18 protein-coding genes are annotated in these 17,854 nt (G+C 70.7%); 6 read left to right on the top strand and 12 right to left on the bottom strand.

What is annotated here, in order from left to right; translation table 11 throughout:
- Both MUY14_RS39390 and MUY14_RS39385 read left to right on the top strand, forming a co-directional pair.
- Positions 1 to 1,800: a carbamoyltransferase C-terminal domain-containing protein gene (locus MUY14_RS39390; protein ID WP_247017241.1), complete on the top strand. Its 1,800-nt coding sequence runs from the start codon at positions 1 to 3 to the stop codon at positions 1,798 to 1,800.
- Positions 1,797 to 2,489 (top strand): hypothetical protein, encoded by a 693-nt coding sequence (locus MUY14_RS39385; RefSeq protein ID WP_247017240.1) that lies wholly within the window; start codon positions 1,797 to 1,799, stop codon positions 2,487 to 2,489. Before MUY14_RS39390 ends, MUY14_RS39385 begins: the two co-directional genes overlap by 4 nt.
- On the opposite strand, the gene MUY14_RS39380 is transcribed toward MUY14_RS39385, so the two are convergent.
- Entirely contained in the window at positions 2,455 to 3,081 is a 627-nt protein-coding gene (locus tag MUY14_RS39380) for a TIGR03085 family metal-binding protein (RefSeq protein WP_247017237.1), read from the bottom strand. The genes MUY14_RS39385 and MUY14_RS39380 overlap by 35 nt on opposite strands.
- 139 nt (positions 3,082 to 3,220) lie before the next feature.
- Between MUY14_RS39380 and MUY14_RS39375 the strand changes: the two genes are divergently transcribed.
- Positions 3,221 to 4,282, top strand: coding sequence for an NADH:flavin oxidoreductase/NADH oxidase (locus MUY14_RS39375; protein ID WP_396126618.1), 1,062 nt, complete (start codon positions 3,221 to 3,223; stop codon positions 4,280 to 4,282).
- Here the strand turns inward: MUY14_RS39375 and MUY14_RS39370 are convergent.
- From MUY14_RS39370 to MUY14_RS39355, 4 genes are all read right to left on the bottom strand, one after another.
- Positions 4,279 to 5,667, bottom strand: coding sequence for a glutamate decarboxylase (locus MUY14_RS39370; RefSeq protein WP_247017233.1), 1,389 nt, complete (start codon positions 5,665 to 5,667; stop codon positions 4,279 to 4,281). The two genes, MUY14_RS39375 and MUY14_RS39370, sit on opposite strands and share 4 nt — an antisense overlap.
- 77 nt (positions 5,668 to 5,744) lie before the next feature.
- A complete protein-coding gene (locus MUY14_RS39365; protein WP_247017231.1) occupies positions 5,745 to 6,221 on the bottom strand; it encodes a Dps family protein in 477 nt (158 codons plus the stop codon).
- Positions 6,222 to 6,262: 41 nt separating this feature from the next.
- Complete coding sequence (locus MUY14_RS39360) at positions 6,263 to 6,685, bottom strand: organic hydroperoxide resistance protein (RefSeq protein WP_247017228.1); 423 nt, start codon at positions 6,683 to 6,685, stop codon at positions 6,263 to 6,265.
- Between the two features lie 137 nt (positions 6,686 to 6,822).
- Positions 6,823 to 7,371: an NADPH-dependent FMN reductase gene (locus MUY14_RS39355; protein ID WP_370973042.1), complete on the bottom strand. Its 549-nt coding sequence runs from the start codon at positions 7,369 to 7,371 to the stop codon at positions 6,823 to 6,825.
- Positions 7,372 to 7,522: 151 nt separating this feature from the next.
- Here MUY14_RS39355 and MUY14_RS39350 point away from each other — a divergent pair, with 151 nt between their 5' ends.
- Positions 7,523 to 8,629 (top strand): alpha/beta hydrolase, encoded by a 1,107-nt coding sequence (locus MUY14_RS39350; RefSeq protein ID WP_247017224.1) that lies wholly within the window; start codon positions 7,523 to 7,525, stop codon positions 8,627 to 8,629.
- A 72-nt stretch (positions 8,630 to 8,701) separates the two neighbouring features.
- Here the strand turns inward: MUY14_RS39350 and MUY14_RS39345 are convergent, their stop codons facing one another.
- The 3 genes from MUY14_RS39345 to MUY14_RS39335 form a co-directional block, all read right to left on the bottom strand.
- Entirely contained in the window at positions 8,702 to 9,232 is a 531-nt protein-coding gene (locus tag MUY14_RS39345; protein ID WP_247017222.1) for a hypothetical protein, read from the bottom strand.
- A gap of 381 nt (positions 9,233 to 9,613) precedes the next feature.
- Positions 9,614 to 10,213, bottom strand: coding sequence for a TetR family transcriptional regulator (locus MUY14_RS39340; protein WP_247017220.1), 600 nt, complete (start codon positions 10,211 to 10,213; stop codon positions 9,614 to 9,616).
- Entirely contained in the window at positions 10,194 to 11,672 is a 1,479-nt protein-coding gene (locus tag MUY14_RS39335) for a DHA2 family efflux MFS transporter permease subunit (protein WP_247017218.1), read from the bottom strand. The genes MUY14_RS39340 and MUY14_RS39335 overlap by 20 nt, the downstream gene beginning before the upstream one ends.
- Before the next feature lie 214 nt (positions 11,673 to 11,886).
- On the opposite strand from MUY14_RS39335, the gene MUY14_RS39330 reads away from it, so the two are divergent.
- Positions 11,887 to 13,038 carry an MFS transporter gene (locus MUY14_RS39330; RefSeq protein ID WP_247025463.1) on the top strand — a complete coding sequence of 384 codons (1,152 nt, stop codon included), beginning with the start codon at positions 11,887 to 11,889 and terminating at the stop codon, positions 13,036 to 13,038.
- A 14-nt stretch (positions 13,039 to 13,052) separates the two neighbouring features.
- Here MUY14_RS39330 and MUY14_RS39325 read toward each other — a convergent pair whose 3' ends face one another.
- The 4 genes from MUY14_RS39325 to MUY14_RS39310 form a co-directional block, all read right to left on the bottom strand.
- Positions 13,053 to 13,433, bottom strand: a complete 381-nt coding sequence (locus MUY14_RS39325) for a hypothetical protein (protein ID WP_247017216.1) — start codon at positions 13,431 to 13,433, stop codon at positions 13,053 to 13,055.
- Between the two features lie 16 nt (positions 13,434 to 13,449).
- Entirely contained in the window at positions 13,450 to 14,628 is a 1,179-nt protein-coding gene (locus MUY14_RS39320; RefSeq protein ID WP_247017214.1) for an RtcB family protein, read from the bottom strand.
- 87 nt (positions 14,629 to 14,715) lie between these two features.
- Positions 14,716 to 15,753, bottom strand: a complete 1,038-nt coding sequence (locus MUY14_RS39315; protein WP_247017212.1) for an aspartate-semialdehyde dehydrogenase — start codon at positions 15,751 to 15,753, stop codon at positions 14,716 to 14,718.
- On the bottom strand, positions 15,753 to 17,018 hold the full coding sequence (locus MUY14_RS39310; RefSeq protein WP_247017210.1) for an aspartate kinase: 1,266 nt from the start codon (positions 17,016 to 17,018) through the stop codon (positions 15,753 to 15,755). Before MUY14_RS39310 ends, MUY14_RS39315 begins: the two co-directional genes overlap by 1 nt.
- 228 nt (positions 17,019 to 17,246) lie before the next feature.
- Here MUY14_RS39310 and MUY14_RS39305 point away from each other — a divergent pair, with 228 nt between their 5' ends.
- Positions 17,247 to 17,837, top strand: coding sequence for a nitroreductase family protein (locus MUY14_RS39305; protein WP_247017208.1), 591 nt, complete (start codon positions 17,247 to 17,249; stop codon positions 17,835 to 17,837).
- Positions 17,838 to 17,854: the final 17 nt, after the last annotated feature.

Below are 17,854 nucleotides of genomic sequence, written 5' to 3'. Positions count from 1 at the left end.
ATGTACGTACTGGGCATCAGCCGGGTGCACGACTCGGCGGCGGCACTCGTGCGCGACGGCGAGATCATCGCGTTCGCCGAGGAGGAGCGCTTCACCCGCGTGAAGCACGACGGCGGCTTCCCCGCCGAGGCCATCAAGTTCTGCCTGGAGCGGGCCGGGATCACGCTCGCCGACGTCGACCACGTGGCCTACTACTGGCAGCGCTGGAAGGAAGGCATCCACGCGGCCAAGGTGTTCGCGCGGTACTTCCCCGGCACCCTGGACGTCTTCCGCAACACCAACGGCGACGAGGGCGGCAAGTCCGCGGGCATGGTCGACACCTTCCTCACCGGCGGTGGCAAGGGACACGACGACTACCACGTCGGCGGCGCGGTCCTCGCGCACATCAAGCGGTCCTACACGCTGGCGAACGACGTCAAGGAGGCCGCCGGCTGGACCGGGCCGACGAAGTTCAAGACCCACCTCGTCGACCACCACCGCGCGCACGCGGCCAGCGGCTACTTCATCTCGCCGTGGGACGAGTCGGCGGTGCTCACCTTCGACGGCATCGGCAGCGACGGCACGGCGACCTACCTCGCGCACGGGCGCGGGAACAAGATCGTCGACCTGCGGCGGATCAAGTTCCCGCACTCCCTCGGCGCGATGTACGCGGGCGTCACCGGCTACCTCGGCTTCTACCCGACCCGCGACGAAGGCAAGATCATGGGCCTCGCGCCGCTGGGCGAGGACACCTACGTCGACGCGTTCAAGCAGCTCATCCACCTCGACGACGACGGCGGCTTCGAGCTGGACCTGAGCTGGTTCGGCCACCACCGCACCGGCAAGCACGTGATGTCCCGGAAGTTCACCGACGCCTTCGGTCCCGCGCGGCCGAAAACCCGCGTCACGGCCGAGAATCCCGTTCCCCAGCACTACTGCGACATCGCGTACGCCCTGCAGGTGACGCTCGAAGAAGCGGGCCTGCACCTGGCGCGGTGGCTGCAGCGCGAGACGGGCTCGAAGCGGCTGTGCGTCGCCGGCGGGGTCGCGTTGAACAGCGTCATGAACGGGCGGATCCTGCTGGAGACGCCGTTCGAGGACTTCTTCGCCCAGCCCGCGGCGGCGGACGACGGGTGCGCGCTCGGCGCGGCCCTCGACGTGTCGGTCGCCAAGTACGGCAAGCCGCGCCCGCGCGACGGCTACACCTACACCGGGCCGGACTACACCGAGGCCGAGATGGAGCTGGCGCTGCAGGACGCCGGCGTCGAGTACGAGCGCGTCGACGACATCGCGGCGCACACCGCGGCGAAAGTGGCCGACGGCAAGATCGTCGGCTGGGTGCAGGGCCGGATGGAGTGCGGGCCGCGGGCACTGGGCAACCGCTCGCTCGTCGCCGACCCTCGCGACCCGGAGTCCAAGACGCGGATGAACGAGAAGGTGAAGCACCGCGAGGCGTTCCGGCCGTTCGCACCTTCGTGCCTGGAGGAGCGGGCGGGCGAGTACTTCGTCAGCGACTACCCGTCCCCGGTGATGCTGCTGGTGTTCGACGTCCTGCCGGACAAGCGGGACGAGGTCCCGGCGATCACGCACGTCGACGGCACCGCGCGGGTGCAGACTGTGAGCCGTACCGACAACCCGCTGTACTACCGGATGATCGGCGAGTTCGAGAAGCTGACCGGGGTGCCGATGGTCGTCAACACCTCGTTCAACGACAACAACGAGCCGATCGTGGCCAGCCCGGCCGACGCGATCGCGTGCTACCTGAAGACCGACGTCGACGCGCTGGCCCTCGGACCGTTCTGGGTGGAGAAGGAACTGTGACGCTCTTGGAATCGCCCGGCCTGGTCGCCGCCCTGTACCGGCGGCGGCAGTGGCTGTGGCTGGTCGCCGCCGTGCCGGCGGTGGTCACCGCGCTGCTGATCATGGTGGTGCTGCCGCCGGACCAGACGCTGGACAACGTCGGCGACTGGGCGTTCAAGCTGTGCCCGTTCGTCTTCGCGGTGCTGACGGTTTCGCTGTTCCCGCGCGGGCGCTTCGGGCCGGCCTTGATCGTGTTCGCCGTGTTCGTGTACATGTCCTATTTGGACACCGAGCTGGTGATGCGGGTGCAGGGGTTCGCGCGCTCGCCCGACCAGGACTTCCAGCCGGTGTACCAGTTCGAGCTGTTCGTGACGACGTTCATCGTGCTGTTCGCACTGCTCGCGTACCGCCTCGGCGGCGGCCGGACGGCGAACGTGCTGAAGGTCGGGATCGCGTCGATCCTGGTGGTCATCTCGGGCGTGAACGACCTGACGTTCTGGGCGCTCAACGACGTCTGGGCGGCGGGCACGAAGCCGACCGAGCTGAAGTGGGCGTCGCACATGATCGTGTTCCTCGGCGGCCCGCCGAGCGTGCCGGCCGCGGTCGCGTTCATGGCCGTGCACCTGGTGCTGGCCGCGATCGTGGTCACGCTGCCGGTGGGCCGCTGGGTGACGCTCAGAGTCCGCGGTTCACACCCTGCAGCTTCGTGACGGCGGCCGCGTCGCCTTCGAACTCGAGGCGGACGGCGTCGCGGCCGAACACGAAGAGCAGCAGGTCGATCGGGTCGCCGATCACGGCGACGGGATCGGGCCCGGTCTTGACGGCGGCTTCCTGCCCGGTGCGGGTCCGTAGGGTGACCCCCACGGGCGCCTTGCGCAGGTTGAGCTTGGCGGCCTGCTTGGCCGACTTCCACGCGGCGGCGTCCCTGGTGGCGTCGGCCGGGCGCGGTTCCCAGCCGGGCTGCGCGCGGCGGACGTCCTCGTGGTGGACGAGGAACTCGGCGGTGTTGGTGAGCTCGTCGAGGGGGCCGATGGCGGTGGGCCAGAACTTCGACGGGCCCTTCCGCACCTGGTCGACGAGGGTGCCCCAGGGCTTGGCGGCGTAGCGGTCCTGCACCTTTTGCGTGTGCCCGGCGAGCGCGGGAACGATGATCCCGGGCGCGGCGTCGGGGCGGTGTTCCCGCACGACGAGGTGCGCGGCGAGATCCCGCGTGGTCCAGCCTTCGCACAACGTGGGCGCGTCGGGCCCGAGGTCGTGGAGGAGGGAGCTCAAGGCCTGGCGTTCGTCAGCAGCGACACCCATGTGGTCGACGTTACTCGCCGGTAGAGCCCTTGGCGACGGGAAGAGACGGCGGGCACGTACCGGGGCCGGATTCGGGTCGCGCGGGTCACCGGCGGGCCCACTCGGGAAGAGAGCGCGGGCGCGTGTCGTTGATCGAAGTGTGAGCCGACTCTTCAGCCCGATCACCGTCCGTGGACTTACCTTGCCGAACCGGGTCTGGGTTTCTCCCATGTGCCAGTACTCCGCCACCGAGGGATTCCCCGGTGACTGGCACCTCGTGCACCTCGGCCAGTTCGCCGCCGGGGGTGCGGGGCTCGTCATGACCGAAGCCACCGCCGTCACCCCCGAAGGGCGGATCAGCCCGCAGGACACCGGCATCTGGAGCGACCAGCACGCCGACGCCTGGCGCCGGATCGTCGAGTTCGTGCACGGGCAGGACGCCGCCATCGGGATGCAGCTCGCCCACGCCGGGCGGAAGGGTTCGACCAAGCGGCCGTGGGACGGGCCCGGCAGCGTGCCCGCCGAGGACGGGGGCTGGCCGACCGTCGGACCGTCCGCGACGGCCTTCGGCGAGTACGCCACCCCGCGCGAGCTGACCACCGACGAGGTTGCCGCGCTCCCCGAGGCCTTCGCCGAGGCGGCCCGCCGGGCGGCGGGCGTCGGGTTCGACGTGCTCGAGCTGCACTTCGCCCACGGCTACCTCGTGCACCAGTTCCTGTCGCCGCTGTCCAACTCCCGCACCGACCGCTACGGCGGCGACTTCGAGGGGCGCACCCGGCTGGCGCTCGAGATCGCCGACGCCGTGCGGGCGACGACCGGTCTCCCCCTCTTCGCCCGGCTGAGCGCCACCGACTGGACCGAGGGCGGCTGGACCGTCGACGAGTCCGTCCGGCTCGCGAAGCTGCTGGCCGAGCGCGGGATCGACCTCATCGACACCTCGTCCGGCGGCAACACCCCGCACCCGGACATCCCCGTCGGGCCCGGGTACCAGGTTCCGTTCGCCGGGCGCATCCGCTCCGAAGCCGGCCTCCCGACCGGCGCGGTCGGCATGATCACCGACCCGCACCAGGCCGAGGAGATCGTCGGGAACGACCAGGCCGACGTCGTGTTCCTCGCCCGCGCCCTGCTGCGCGACCCGCACTGGCCGCTCCGCGCGGCGAACGTTCTCGGCGCCGACGTGCGCTGGCCCGACCAGTACGCCCGCGCCAAGTCCTGGCACTAGTGGTGGAAGGCGGTCGCCTTGGCGGGATCCTTCGGGCGGCCGCCCTCCTTCGCCAGCTCCGGCAGGACCCGCGCGAGGTCGGCCAGCAGCAGGTCCGCGAGGTCGTGCGTGAAGCCGTTGCGGACGACGATCCGCAGCACCGCCAGGTCCGTCCGGTTCTCCGGGAACGTGTACGCGGGCACGAGCCAGCCCCGCTCGCGCAGGCGGCGTGACACGTCGAAGACGTCGAACCCCGCGTCCGCGCGGGTCGTGAACGCGAACACCGGCAGCTGGTCGCCGCGGGTCAGCAGCTCGAAGGGACCCAGCGCTTCGACGCCCGAAGACAGGTGCGTCGCCACGTCCCGCGATGCCTGCTGCACCGCGCGGAAACCGTCCCGGCCGAGCCGGACGAACGTGTAGTACTGCGCCGCCACCTCGGCGCCCGGGCGCGAGAAGTTCAGCGCGAACGTCGGCATGTCGCCACCGAGGTAGTTGACGTTGAACACCAGCTCCGACGGCAGCGCGGCCCGGTCGCGCCAGAGCACCCAGCCGACGCCCGGGTACACCAGCCCGTACTTGTGACCGGACGTGTTGATCGACGCCACCCGCGGCAGCCGGAAGTCCCACTCCAGCCCGGGGTCGAGGAACGGCGCGATCATCGCCCCCGAAGCGCCGTCGACGTGCATCGGGATGTCCCAGCCGGCGCGCTCCTGCAGGGCGTCCAGCGCCGCGGCGATCTCCGCGACCGGCTCGTAGCTGCCGTCGAACGTCGAGCCGAGGATCGCCACCACGCCGATCGTGTTCTCGTCGCAGCGCGCCACGGCCTCCTCGGCCGAGAGGTGGTACCGGTCCCCCTCCATCGGCACCAGCCGCGGCTCGACCTCCCAGTACTCGCAGAACTTTTCCCAGCACACCTGGACGTTCACGCCCATCACCAGGTTCGGCTTCCCGGTGCGCCCGAGCTGGGACCAGCGCCGCTTCAACGCCATCCCGGCGAGCATGCACGCTTCCGACGACCCCGTCGTCGAGCAGCCCATGACGTCCGTCGGGTCGGGGGCGTGCCACAGGTCGGCGAGGATGTTCACGCAGCGCCGCTCCAGCTCGGCCGTCTGCGGGTACTCGTCCTTGTCGATCATGTTCTTGTCGACGCACTCGGCCATCAGCTCGCGCGCCTGCGGCTCCATCCACGTCGTGACGAACGTGGCGAGGTTGAGCCGGGCGTTGCCGTCGAGCATCAGCTCGTCGCGCACCAGCTGCAGCGCCGTGTCCGGCGGCAGCGAGTCCTCGCGCAGCTTGTCGTGCGGCATGACGAACCCCGCGGCCAGCGCCGGGTTCGCCCCGGCGTACAGCGGGTTCGTCCCGCCCGCGCGGTCCGGGTGGTCGGTTTTCCCCTGATGCAGCACCATGCCACCGAAGGTACTGACCTCCACCGACGAAAAAGGGCCGCTCCGTCCGGAACGGCCCTTTCGTGGCGATAAAAAAGTCAGGCTTGCTGCGCCTGCCACATCCAGTGCGCCTCTTCGAGCGCGCGGGTGATCTCGATCAGCAGGTCCTGCGTCACGAGGTCGCTCTTGTCGGTCTCGTCGATGCGGGCGCGCAGCCGCTCGATCAGCGTCGAGAGGATGTCGACGACCGCGGCGACCGTGGACTCGACGGACTGCCAGTTGTCCGGGTAGTCCGGCGCGCCCGAGCTCTCGACGACGGTCTTGGCCTTGCCGTTCGGCGAGACGCCGATGGCGTTGGCGCGCTCGGCGACCTCGTCGACGTACTGGCGCGCGGTGTTGACCAGCTCGTCGAGCTGCAGGTGCGCGCTGCGGAAGTTCGCGCCGACGACGTTCCAGTGCGCCTGCTTAGCGATGAGGGACAGGTCGACCAAGTCGACCAGCGTCGCCTGCAGGGCGTTGCCGGTGATCTCCTTGTCGGCCTCGGAAAGCGGGCTCTTGATCGGAGACTTGCTCATCTCTGGTGGTCCTTTCCTCGGACTGGTTCGACGACGGGGGATCAGACGGTGGCGGAGAGCGCGACCTCGATGTTGCCGCGGGTCGCGTTGGAGTACGGGCAGACCTGGTGGGCCTGCTCGACCAGCTGGTCGGCCTGCGCCTGCTCGAGGCCCGGGAGCGACACGTTCAGCGCGACGCCTAGGCCGAAGCCGACGTCCTGCTTGAGCACGCTCACCTCCGCGGTCACCGTCGAGTCGGCCAGCGCGACCTTGGCCTGGCGGGCGACCAGCTGCAGGGCGCTGTGGAAGCAGGCCGAGTAGCCGGCGGCGAAGAGCTGTTCGGGGTTGGTCTTGTCCCCGCCCGGGCCGCCCATCTCCTTCGGGATGGCCAGCGATTCGTCGATGACGCCGTCCGACGACGTGACCTCGCCGTTGCGGCCGTCGCCGCGAGCCGTCGCCACCGCGGTGTAGATCGCCTGACCCATGCTCAGCCCGCCTTCTGCTCTGGATGCTCTTCGATCGAGCGTCTCACTGGGCACAACATCCCGCACCCGCGGAACAGTGCCCGCACATGGCAGGCGTCACGTTCATCGACTACCCCGGACCCACCCGGGTGAAAACGTCAAGCGGTGCGCGTCACCGCGAATTCGGCGACCTGCCGCCCGATCAGGCGAAGCGTCCGGACACTCTTCTCGTCCGACGCGCCACCGCCTTCGTCGAACTTGGTCTCGGCCGAGTTGATCGAACCACCCAGTGGGGTGGCCCAGCCGCGCAGCGCGTGCGTGATCGTGCGCAGCTGCTCCAGCGTCGTCACCGCGGCCTGCCAGCCGTACGCGACGGCGGCGAGGCCGACCGCGCGGCCGTCGAGGTATGGGCGGCGGTCGTCACGCAGGTCTTCGACGTAGTCCAAGGCGTTCTTGACCAGGCCGGACAGCGCGCCGTGGTAACCGGGCGAGACGACGATGATCCCGTCCGCCTCCCGGATGGCTTCGACGAGCCGCGTGGCGCGTTCGTCGCGCTCCGGCACGCCGGCGTCGTAGAACGGGAGGACCAGGTCCGGGCCGGTCAGCAGCCGGGTCCGGACACCGACTTCGGCCGCGCCGCCGAGCGCGATCTGCAGCGCGCGTTCGGACTGCGAGCCCTCCCGCAGCGAGCCGCCGATCCCGAGCACGTTGAGCGTCCTGGCTGAAGTCACGTTTTCCAGGCTAACCCCTCCACTTAACTGGAGGACCAGACTCTGGGACCGAGGTCCCGGTCACACCTGGACCTGTTACCTACTGACAAGTAACGTCCGGGGCGGCACCGAAGCTCAGGAGGAACCCATGGCGATCCCGCTCCCGGTCCGCGTCCAGGCGGCCGCGTCCCAGCTGGCGTTCTGGCTGCCCGCGCCGGTCCGGCGCGCGGCGGCGGGCCGGACCGTCCGCATCGACGGCCAGGACCTCGCGCTCGACGCCCAGCTGCTGCTCCGGCTGCAGAAGATCGCCCGTGCCGAGCTCGTGCGCGGGTCGGTCGAGCAGTCGCGGGCCCTGCTCGACGTGGGCCGGCACCTGGTCAGCGGCCGGCCGGTCGAGCCCGTCTCAGCGCGCGAGCTGGATGTGCCGACGCTGGACGGGAATCGATCAGCGGAGCGCAGCTCCTCCGTTGAGGGTGGCGGCGGGGGCATGGATGGACTGCCGGCGACGCTCTACACGCCCGTCGGGCTGCCCGAGAAGTCGCCGCTGCTGGTGTTCTTCCACGGCGGCGGCTGGGTGATCGGCACCCGCGCGAGCCACGACAACGCCTGCCGCTTCCTGGCCAAGCACGCCGGGGTGCGGGTGCTGTCGATCGAGTACCGGCTGGCCCCGGAATTCCCCTTCCCGGCGGCGACGGACGACGCGCTGGCGGCGTTCGACTACGCCGTGGCGAAGGCGGGCGACCTCGGCGCCGACCCGGCGCGGATCGCCGTCGGCGGGGACAGCGCGGGCGGCAACCTCGCCGCCGTCACCGCGCAGCAGGCGGTCAAGCGCGGCGGCCCGGCGCCGGCGTTCCAGCTGCTGATCTACCCGGCGACGGACTTCGCGCACCGGTACCGCTCGCAGGACCTGTTCGCCGAGAACCTGTTCCTGACCGACGTGCACATGAAGTGGTTCGAAGGCCACTACGTGCCGGAGGGCAGCGACCTGACCGACCCGCGGCTTTCCCCGCTGCGCGCGGACGACCTGAGCGGCCTGCCGCCGGCACTGGTCGTCACGGCGGGGTTCGACCCGCTGCGCGACGAAGGCGAGGCGTACGCGGAGAAGCTGCGCGAGGCGGGCGTCGAGGTGGCATTGCGCCGGCACGAGGACCTGATCCACGGGTTCATCAACTTCACCGGCGTCGGCACGCGGTTTCGCGAAGCACTGGCCGAAACCGCGGGCGCGCTGCGACAGGGATTGGCCGGAAAGGGCTGAACCGAATCCGGAGCCCGGCGCGGAGAAATGTCCGCGCCGGGCTCCGGATCCCCCTGTTTCCCGTGGCCGGAGTCAGCCCGCCGGTGCGGGCAGCGGGGGCACCGGCAGCGGCGGTACGGGCAGCCCGCCGAGCAGGCCGCCGAGGATTCCGGTGACGGCCGCGAGCAGCGCCTTCACCAGGTCGCTGACGATCTTCAACGGCCCGGGCAAGTCGGGCAGCGACGGGATGGGCAACGGCAGCGGCGGCAGCTGGCGCGCCTTCGCCGTCGGGTCGGTCAGGAGCCTGCTGGACTCGTCCGCCCGGCCTTTGGCCAGGCCGGCGAGCTGCTCGGTGTCGGTCTGGACGGTGTAGCGCTTGCCGGCCGCGATGTCCGCGAGCACCGGGCTGAACTGCCCGAGGTCGCCGCGCGTGGCACCGACGTTGCCCGCGTAGGCCACCTTGGTGAGGTCGTCACGCATCTGGAGCACCTGTGCGGCGAGGGCCTGGGTGCTGGAGGAACCCTTGCCCCCGTCCGGGCTCGCCGACGCCATACCCGCCGTTCCGACCGCGAGCAGACTGCCGGCGGCTACCAGGGCGATGACCCGCCCGATCTTGCCTTTCATTTTTTACCTCCTGGCCTCGGGAGACCTGACGGGTTAAATCGATACCCGCCGTATCGGAGATAAGCCACCCGATCACCGGTTCGAGATGTTTTCTAACCCTTACGTGCCGGATCCGGAAAAGGCGAACTGGCCCGCATCTGATTAACGTCGAAAGCTTGCCCCTCCCCCTGAAGATCACCCTTGCCGAGCACGATCGTCACTCAGCGGTGATCACTGTCCACTATGGAACGATTGGGGCACCTACACGGGTGTAAACGGTGATCTTTTGGCTTCATCACTCCGTCGGACCGCGTGTCCTGACTGCTCCAGACGGGGTGTCCCCCCACGTTCGCGCCGCCACCCACACAGGTCAGCGCGCAGATGCGAAGGCGATTCGCCGATTCAGAGCGGCAAACCCTCTTCCAGGTGGGCAACGGCTTCGTCGAGCACGGCCAGCGTGTCCGCCTCGGGATCCGCCGCCGATCCCAGGAACGCGGCCAGGACGACGCCGACCACCGCGCCCGCCCAGTTGCGGACCTCGAAGCCGCCCGGCTCGCGGCCGGTGCGCTGCGCGGCGAACCCGGCCAGCAGGTCGATCCCCTCGGCGAACTTGTCCATGGCCGCCGTGCGCAGCTCGGGTTCGCGCAGCACCAGCCGCTGCCGCTGGCGTTCACGCTCCCACTCGTCGGCGGGGAGCACCTCGCGGATGGTGGTCACGGTCGCCCGCAGCGCGCCGATCGGGCTGAGCTCGGCCGGCTGCGCCAGCGCCGCGGCGATGAGCAGCGGGTCGAAGGGGTCGTACAGCACCGTCGCCTCCTTCGTCGGGAAGTACCGGAAGAAGGTGCTGGGCGAGATCTCCGCCGCGGCCGCGATCTGGTCGACCGTCGTCGCGCTGTAGCCCCGCTCGTGGAACAGCCGCAACGCGTGCCGCTGGATCGCGGCGCGCGTCTTGGCCTTCTTCCGTTCGCGCAGTCCCTGCGGTTCAGATGGCGACGACGTCATGCCCCGATTCTCGCGGCTGCACCTCCGCGGCCGCCCGGCCGGGCAGGAACAGCGCCGCCAGCAGCGCGCCGGCCACGCCGAGCCCGGCGCAGACCCACAGCGTCACCGCCATGCCGTCGGTGAACGCGACCCGCGCGGACTCGGCGAGCCCCGGCAGGTGGAGCTTCCCGGCGACGGCGATCGCGGCGGACGCGCTGCCCCGCGCCGCGTCGGCCACCGGCCCGGGCAGGCCCGCCACCCCGACGCCGTCGCGGTAGACGCCGTTGAGCACCGTGCCCAGCACCGCGACGCCGATGGTGCCGCCGACCTGGCGCAGCACCTGGATCAGCGCCGAGCCGGCGCCCGAGCGGCCCTCGGTGAGCGCGCCCATCGCCATCGACATCAGCGGCGGCAGCGTGCACCCGGTGCCGAGGCCGATGACGACCTCCCAGCCGGCCGTGCCGCCGTAGCCGTCCGACGGCGCCGTCGCCGAACCCCAGGCCAGGCCCACCGCGAGCAGCAGGAACCCGCCGGTGACGACCACCCGCACGCCCACCGCGGCGACCAGCCGCTCGGCGATCTTGGCCGAGACCAGCATCCCGCCGATCAGCGGCAGGAGCCGCAGCCCGGTCTGCAGCGCGTCGGCGCCCTGCACGGCCTGGAACAGCTGCGGCAGCACGAACATCAAGCCCATCAGCGCGAAGGACACCACCGTGGCGAGCACCGCGCCCCAGACGAACCGGGGTTCGCGCAACAGCGCGAGGTCGGTGAGCGGCGCGGCCACCCGCGTCTGGGTCCGGCAGAACACCGCGACGAGCGCGACGCCGAGCGCGATCAGGCCGTAGGTCACCGGGTCGGCCCAGCCGTGCTCGCCGGCGTGGACGAAGCCGTAGGTGAGCGCGACCAGCCCGGCGGCCGAGAGGGCGATGCCCGCGAGGTCGACGCGGCCCCGGCCCGACCCCGGCGTGAGCGGCACGAGGAACACCACCGCGGCCACCCCGACGGCCGTCAGCGGGACGTTGACGAGGAAGACCGAGCCCCACGCGAAGTGGTCGAGCAGCCAGCCGCCGAGCAGCGGCCCGAGCGGGATGCCGGCGAACGTCGCCAGCACCCACGTCGTCAGCGCCTTCGCGCGCTCTTCGGGCGGGAAGAGGGTGTTGAGCAGCGAGAGCGACAGCGGGATGAGGAACGCGGCGCCGACGCCGAGCACGACCCGGGCGGCGATCAGCGCGCCCGGCGAACCGGCGTAGGCGCACGCCAGCGAAGCCAGCCCGAACAGCACGAGCGCGCCGAGCAGGAGCTTCTTCGGGCCGAAGCGGTCGCCGAGCAGGCCCGCCGGGAGCAGGAGGGCGGCGAGCGCCAGCGTGTAGGCGTTGCCGAACCACTGCAGCTGCGTCGTCGTGGCGCCGAGGTCGACGGCCAGCGTCGGCACGGCGACGTTGAGCACAGTCAGGTCGAGCCCGACGGTCAGCAGGCTCACCGCGAGCGCACCGAGTGCCCACCACCTGCGTGGATAAAGCTGAGTCATAGCGACCCCCATTTAATAGGTGCTACCAAATGAGAGTAGCTCTCAAAATTATCGAGCACCAGTGTCGAAATTTTGTTGCACGCGCGTACCAGGTTGGGTTCTCATCGGGGACGTGCCGCTGCAGCCCTACCGCCGGGTCCTCGCCGTTCCCCGCGTCCCCTCGACCATGGCCCTGATGTTCCTGGCGCGGCTGCCGATGACCATGAACGGCGTGATGATGACGCTGTACATCGTCACCGGGCTCGGCCGCGGCTACGGCGCCGCCGGGCTGGTCGGCGCCGGCGTCACCCTCGGGATGGCCCTCGGCGCGCCGCTGCTCGGCCGGTTCCTGGACCGGTACGGGCTGCGCCCGGTCGTCGCGGTCTGCGGGCTCGCCACGACGGCGTTCTGGATCGCCGCACCGCACCTGCCGTACGCGGCGCTGGCCGTGGTCGCGATCCCGGCCGGCGCGCTCTCGGTGCCGGCGGGCTCGCTGGCCCGGCAGGTGCTGGCCGCGCTCGTCCCGGTGGCCGAGCGGCGGGCGGCGTACTCGCTGGACACGATCTCGATCGAAGCGACGTTCATGATCGGCCCGGCGGCCGGCATCGCGGCGATGACCGCGCTCTCACCGACGTTCACGCTCAGCGCGCTCGGCGTCCTGTTCGGCGGCACGGCGTTCCTGATCTGGCTGGTCGACCCGCCGATCCGCGACGACCTCGAGCCGGTCGTCGACGGCGTCCGGCCGAAGCTGCGCACCTGGCTGTCCTGGCAGCTGGTGGCCACGCTCCTGATCGCGGGCGGCGCGCTGTTCGTGCTGGTCGGCACCGAGCTGGCGACGCTGGCGGCCCTGCGCGCGAACGGCGACATCGGCGTGACCGGCCTGGTCATCGCGGTGATGTGCGCGGCATCGATCCTGGGCGGCATCGTCCACGGCGCGGTCAAGCGGTCGTTGCCGCAGGGCGTGCTGATGCTGCTGATGGCGCTGCTGGTGGTGCCGGTCGGGCTCGCCGACCAGCCGTGGTGGCTGCTGATGCTGGTGCTGATCCCGACGAACCTGCTGTGCGCCCCGACCCTGGCGGCGACCACGGAGACGGTCAGCAGGATCGCGCCGCCCCGGGTCCGCGGGGAGGCGATGGGCTTGCAGGACGCGTCGACCCGGCTCGGCCTGGCCCTGGGCAGCCCGTTCGTGGGCTTCGCGATCGATCACTCGAGCCCGGCGTGGGGCTTCGCGGCGGCGGGCCTCGGCGGTCTGGTGATCGCGGCGGCGGGCTTGCTGCGCCGCCACACCCGCACGGTGGACCCGACCGCGGAGCCGGTGCCGGCACTGGCGGAGAGCTAGCCTGCCCGCCGCGGTCAGCCGCAGGCCGCGCGGAGGGCGTCGAGCTTCGTGACGTTGCGCTGAACCCACCGGGCCACGACGCCGGCGTCCTCGATGCGTTCCTTCTGCACCTCGACGTACGAGCCCGCCATGCCGAGCAGCGCGTTCTTCACGTCCTGGTCCTGGACGTTCGCGGCCAGTTCGCGCAGCCGCTTCTCCTTGTCCGCGGCGCGCGCCTTGAGCTTGTCCGGGTCGACCAGCGGGTTCAGGTCCGCCAGCCCGAGCGCCTCCGTGCAGGCGCTCACCTTGTCCGCCGTCCTCGACCCCTGGTCGACCGCGTTGCCGACCTCGGCGCACCCGCTCAGCAGCAGTGCGGCCCCGGCCAGCAACGCGGCCGTCGTTCCACCCCTCGTCATGGCGCCAAGGTACCGGTCAGCCCTTGACGCAGACCACCTGCTTGAGGTGCGCGACGACCTCGACCAGGTCCGTCTGCGCCCGGATCACCGAATCGATGTCCTTGTACGCGGCCGGGATCTCGTCGACGACGCCGGAGTCCTTGCGGCACTCGACGCCGGCCGTCTGGGCCGCGAGGTCGTCGGCCGTGAACAGCTTCTTGGCCTTGGTGCGGGACATCCGGCGGCCGGCGCCGTGCGACGCCGACTGGAACGACGAGTCGTTCCCGAGCCCGCGGACGATGTACGAACCGGTCCCCATGCTGCCCGGGATGATCCCGAGGTCACCCGATCCGGCGCGGATCGCGCCCTTCCGGGTGACGAGCAGCTCGACACCGTCGTACGTCTCCTCCGAGACGTAGTTGTGGTGGCAGGAGATGGCGTCGTCGAACGTCGTCTGCGGCACGACGTCCTTCAGCGCCTGCTTCACCAGCGCGACCATCGTGGCCCGGTTGCGCGCCGCGTAGTCCTGCGCCCAGAACAGGTCGCGCCGGTAGGCCGCCATCTCCGGCGTGCCGGCGACGAACACCGCGAGGTCGCGGTCGGGCAGGTCGGCGTTGTGCGGCAGCTTGCGCGCGACCGCCATGTGCCGCTCCGCGAGCTCCTTGCCGATGTTGCGCGAACCCGAATGCAGCATCAGCCAGACGCGGCCGTCGTCGTCGAGGCAGACCTCGATGAAGTGGTTCCCGCCCCCGAGGCTCCCGATCTGGCGCGCGGCCCGGTCGTGCAGCTCCTGGACGCCGGTGTGCAGCTCGCCGAAGCCCCGCCAGAACGCGTCCCAGCCGCCGACGCCGTGCACCTTCGCGGGGTTGACGGGCGTCTTGTGCAGCCCGAACCCCACCGGCACGGCGCTTTCGACGCGCCGGCGCAGCTTGCCGAGGTCGTCCGGCAGGTCGCTCGCGGCGAGCGACGTCCGCACGGCGCTCATCCCGCACCCGATGTCCACCCCGACGGCGGCGGGCGAGACGGCGTCGCGCATGGCGATGACGCTGCCGACGGTCGCTCCCTTGCCGTAGTGCACGTCGGGCATCACGGCGAGCCCGTGCACCCACGGCAGGTTGGCGACGTTCTGCAGCTGCCGCATGGCCTGCTCTTCGACCGACGCGGGATCCGCCCACATCCGGATCGGGACGCGGGCGCCGTCGACAGCGGTGTACATGATTTCCTCCCCTGGAAATGTTTTCGCGGTGCCCAGGATCTCCTGAGCACCGCGAAACGCCAAGTGAGTTTCAGCTGTCCACTGTGGTCACTGCTGCGCGATCAGCTCCGCGATCTGCACCGCGTTCAGCGCCGCGCCCTTGCGCAGGTTGTCGTTCGAGATGAACAGCGCCAGGCCGCGGCCGCCCTCGATGCCCTGGTCCACCCGGATGCGGCCGACGTAGCTCGGGTCGTTGCCCGCCGCCTGCAGGGGGGTCGGGACCTCCGACAGCTCGACGCCCGGCGCGTGCGTCAGCAGCTCGGTCGCGCGCTCGGGCGTCAGCGGCTGCGCGAACTCCGCGTTCACCGAGATCGAGTGGCCCGAGAACACCGGCACCCGCACGCAGGTGCACGAGACGCCCAGGCCCGGGATGCTCAGGATCTTGCGGCTCTCGTTGCGGAACTTCTTCTCTTCGTCCGTCTCGAACTCGCCGTCGTCCACAATGGACCCGGCCATCGGCAGGACGTTGAACGCGATCGGGCGGACGTACTTCGCCGGCTTCGGGAAGTCGATCGCCGCTCCGTCGTGGGTGAGCAGCGACGCGTGCTCGGCCGCCGCGCGGACCTGGCCCGCCAGCTCGTCGACGCCGGCCAGCCCGCTACCGGACACCGCCTGGTACGTCGACGCGATCAGGCGGACCAGCCCGGCCTCGTCGTGCAGCGGCTTCAGCACCGGCATCGCGGCCATGGTGGTGCAGTTGGGGTTGGCGATGATCCCCTTGCGCGCTTCCTTGATCGCCTGCGGGTTGACCTCGCTGACGACCAGCGGCACGTCCGGGTCCATCCGGAACGCCGAGGAGTTGTCGATCACCGTCACGCCCGCCTCGGCGAACCGCGGCGCCTGCGCCTTGGACGTCGAGCCGCCCGCCGAGAACAGCGCGATGTCCAAACCGGACGGATCCGCCGTCGACGCGTCTTCGATCGTGATTTCGGTGTCGCGCCAAGGCAGCTTCGAACCCGCCGAGCGCGCCGAAGCGAAGTACCGGAGCTCGGCGATCGGGAACTCCCGCTCCGCCAGCAGCTTGCGCATCACCGCGCCGACCTGGCCGGTCGCGCCGACCACCCCGACCCGCAGTCCCTCGGTCATCAGCGACCACTCCCCGCGTAGACGACGGCTTCTTCGTCGCCGCCGAGTTCGAACGCCTCGTGGATCGCGCGCACGGCTTCGTCGAGCTGCGCGTCCCGGATCAGCACCGAGATGCGGATCTCCGAGGTGTTGATGATTTCGATGTTGACGCCGGCGTTGGCCAGCGCTTCGCAGAACGTCGCCGTCACGCCGGGGTGCGAGCGCATCCCGGCGCCGACCAGCGAGACCTTGCCGACGTGGTCGTCGTAGAGGACGGACTCGAAACCGATCTCCGCCTTGACCTTCTCCAGCTCCTTGACCGCCTTGGCGCCGTTGGCCTTCGACAGCGTGAACGTGATGTCGGTGCGGCCGGAGACGGTGCTGGACACGTTCTGCAGCACCATGTCGATGTCGATTTCGGCGTCGGCGATCACGCGGAAGATCCGGGCCGCGGCACCGGTGTGGTCCGGCACGCCGGTGACCGTGATCTTGGCTTCGGAGCGGTCGTGCGCCACACCGGTGATCAGGGCTTGTTCCACGGGGATCTCCTCGATAGAACCGGTCACCGTCGTGCCCGGCTTGTCACTGTAGGAAGAGCGGACTCGGATCGGCACGCCGTAGCGCCGCGCGTACTCGACCGAACGCAGGTGCAGGATCTTCGAGCCGCTCGCGGCGAGCTCCAGCATCTCCTCGTAGGGGATGACGTCGATTTTCTTCGCGTCCGGCACGATCCGCGGGTCGGCCGAGTACACACCGTCCACATCGGAGTAGATCTCGCAGACGTCGGCGTTGAGCGCCGCGGCCAGCGCGACGGCGGTGGTGTCCGAGCCGCCGCGGCCGAGCGTGGTGATGTCCTTGGTGTCCTGCGCGACCCCCTGGAAGCCCGCCACCAGCGCGACGTAACCCTGCTCGAGGGCTTCGGTGACACGGCTGGGCGTGACGTCGATGATGCGCGCGTTGCCGTGCACCGACGTCGTGACGACGCCGGCCTGCGAACCGGTGAACGACCACGCTTCGGCGCCCTGAGCCGCGATCGCCATCGCGACCAGCGAGTTCGAAATGCGCTCACCGGCGGTGAGCAGCATGTCCATCTCCCGCTCCGGCGGCGCCGGGTTGACCTGCTGCGCCAGGTCGAGCAGCTCGTCGGTGGTGTCACCCATCGCCGAGCAGACCACCACGACGTCGTTCCCCGCCTTCTTGGTGGCGACGATCCGCTCGGCGACGCGCTTGATCCGGTCGGCACTTTCCAGCGACGATCCGCCGTACTTCTGGACCACGAGGGCCACGCCCGAACCTCCTCGCGGGCCGGGCGGCTCCCTGGTGGGCACCGGAGAGCCCCCGCGTCCCATGATTTGAAGAGGAGCCTACCGGGGCTGGGACGGCCCGCCACCCTCTTGACGTGGGGCGGACCCTTTGCGTGGGTCACTCGGAAGTAAATCTTCCGCAACACCAACGAAATGCGCGTAGCCCTTCCTCCCGAGTGATGCAGCGCACGCCTGGGTATGGTCGAGATCGTGCGAAAGCCAGCTGTGACGAGCGTCCCGATCGCGACCCTGCTGGCCGAACGGTGGAGCCCGCGGGCTTACGACGAGTCGGCTCGCGTGACGACGGAACAGGTGCGAGCCCTCTTGGAAGCGGCCCGCTGGGCTCCGTCGTTCGGCAACACCCAGCCCGCCCGGTACCTGGTGGGCGTCCGCGGGACCCCGGCGTTCGACGCGATCCTGGCCACGCTGAACTCGGGCAACCGGGCGTGGGCGCACCGCGCGGGCCTGCTGCTGATCGGCGTGGTGGTGACGACGAACGAGAAGGGCGACGTCCCGTACGCGGAGTACGGGCTCGGGCTGGCGTCGGAGAACCTCGTGCTGCAGGCGGTGGAGCTCGGGCTGATCGCGCACCAGATGGCGGGGTTCTCGCCCGATGCGGTGCGGGACGCCTTCTCGCTGCCGCCGGACGCGGCGCCGAAGGTGGCGATCGCGGTGGGGTCGGCGGCCGCGCCCGAGGTGCTGGAGGAGGACTGGCGGATCGAGCGCGAGAAGGCCGAGCGGGTGCGGGTGCCGCTGGCGGAGTTCGCGTTCACCGACCAGTGGGGCAAGCCGGCGCTGTAACCGTGTCCGCCGATCCG

The sequence above is a fragment of the Amycolatopsis sp. FBCC-B4732 genome (assembly GCF_023008405.1).
In the GTDB taxonomy this organism is placed as follows: Bacteria; Actinomycetota; Actinomycetes; order Mycobacteriales; family Pseudonocardiaceae; genus Amycolatopsis; species Amycolatopsis pretoriensis_A.
Note: the sequence above shows the minus strand (reverse complement) of the source record. Positions and strands in the feature narration are given on the sequence as shown.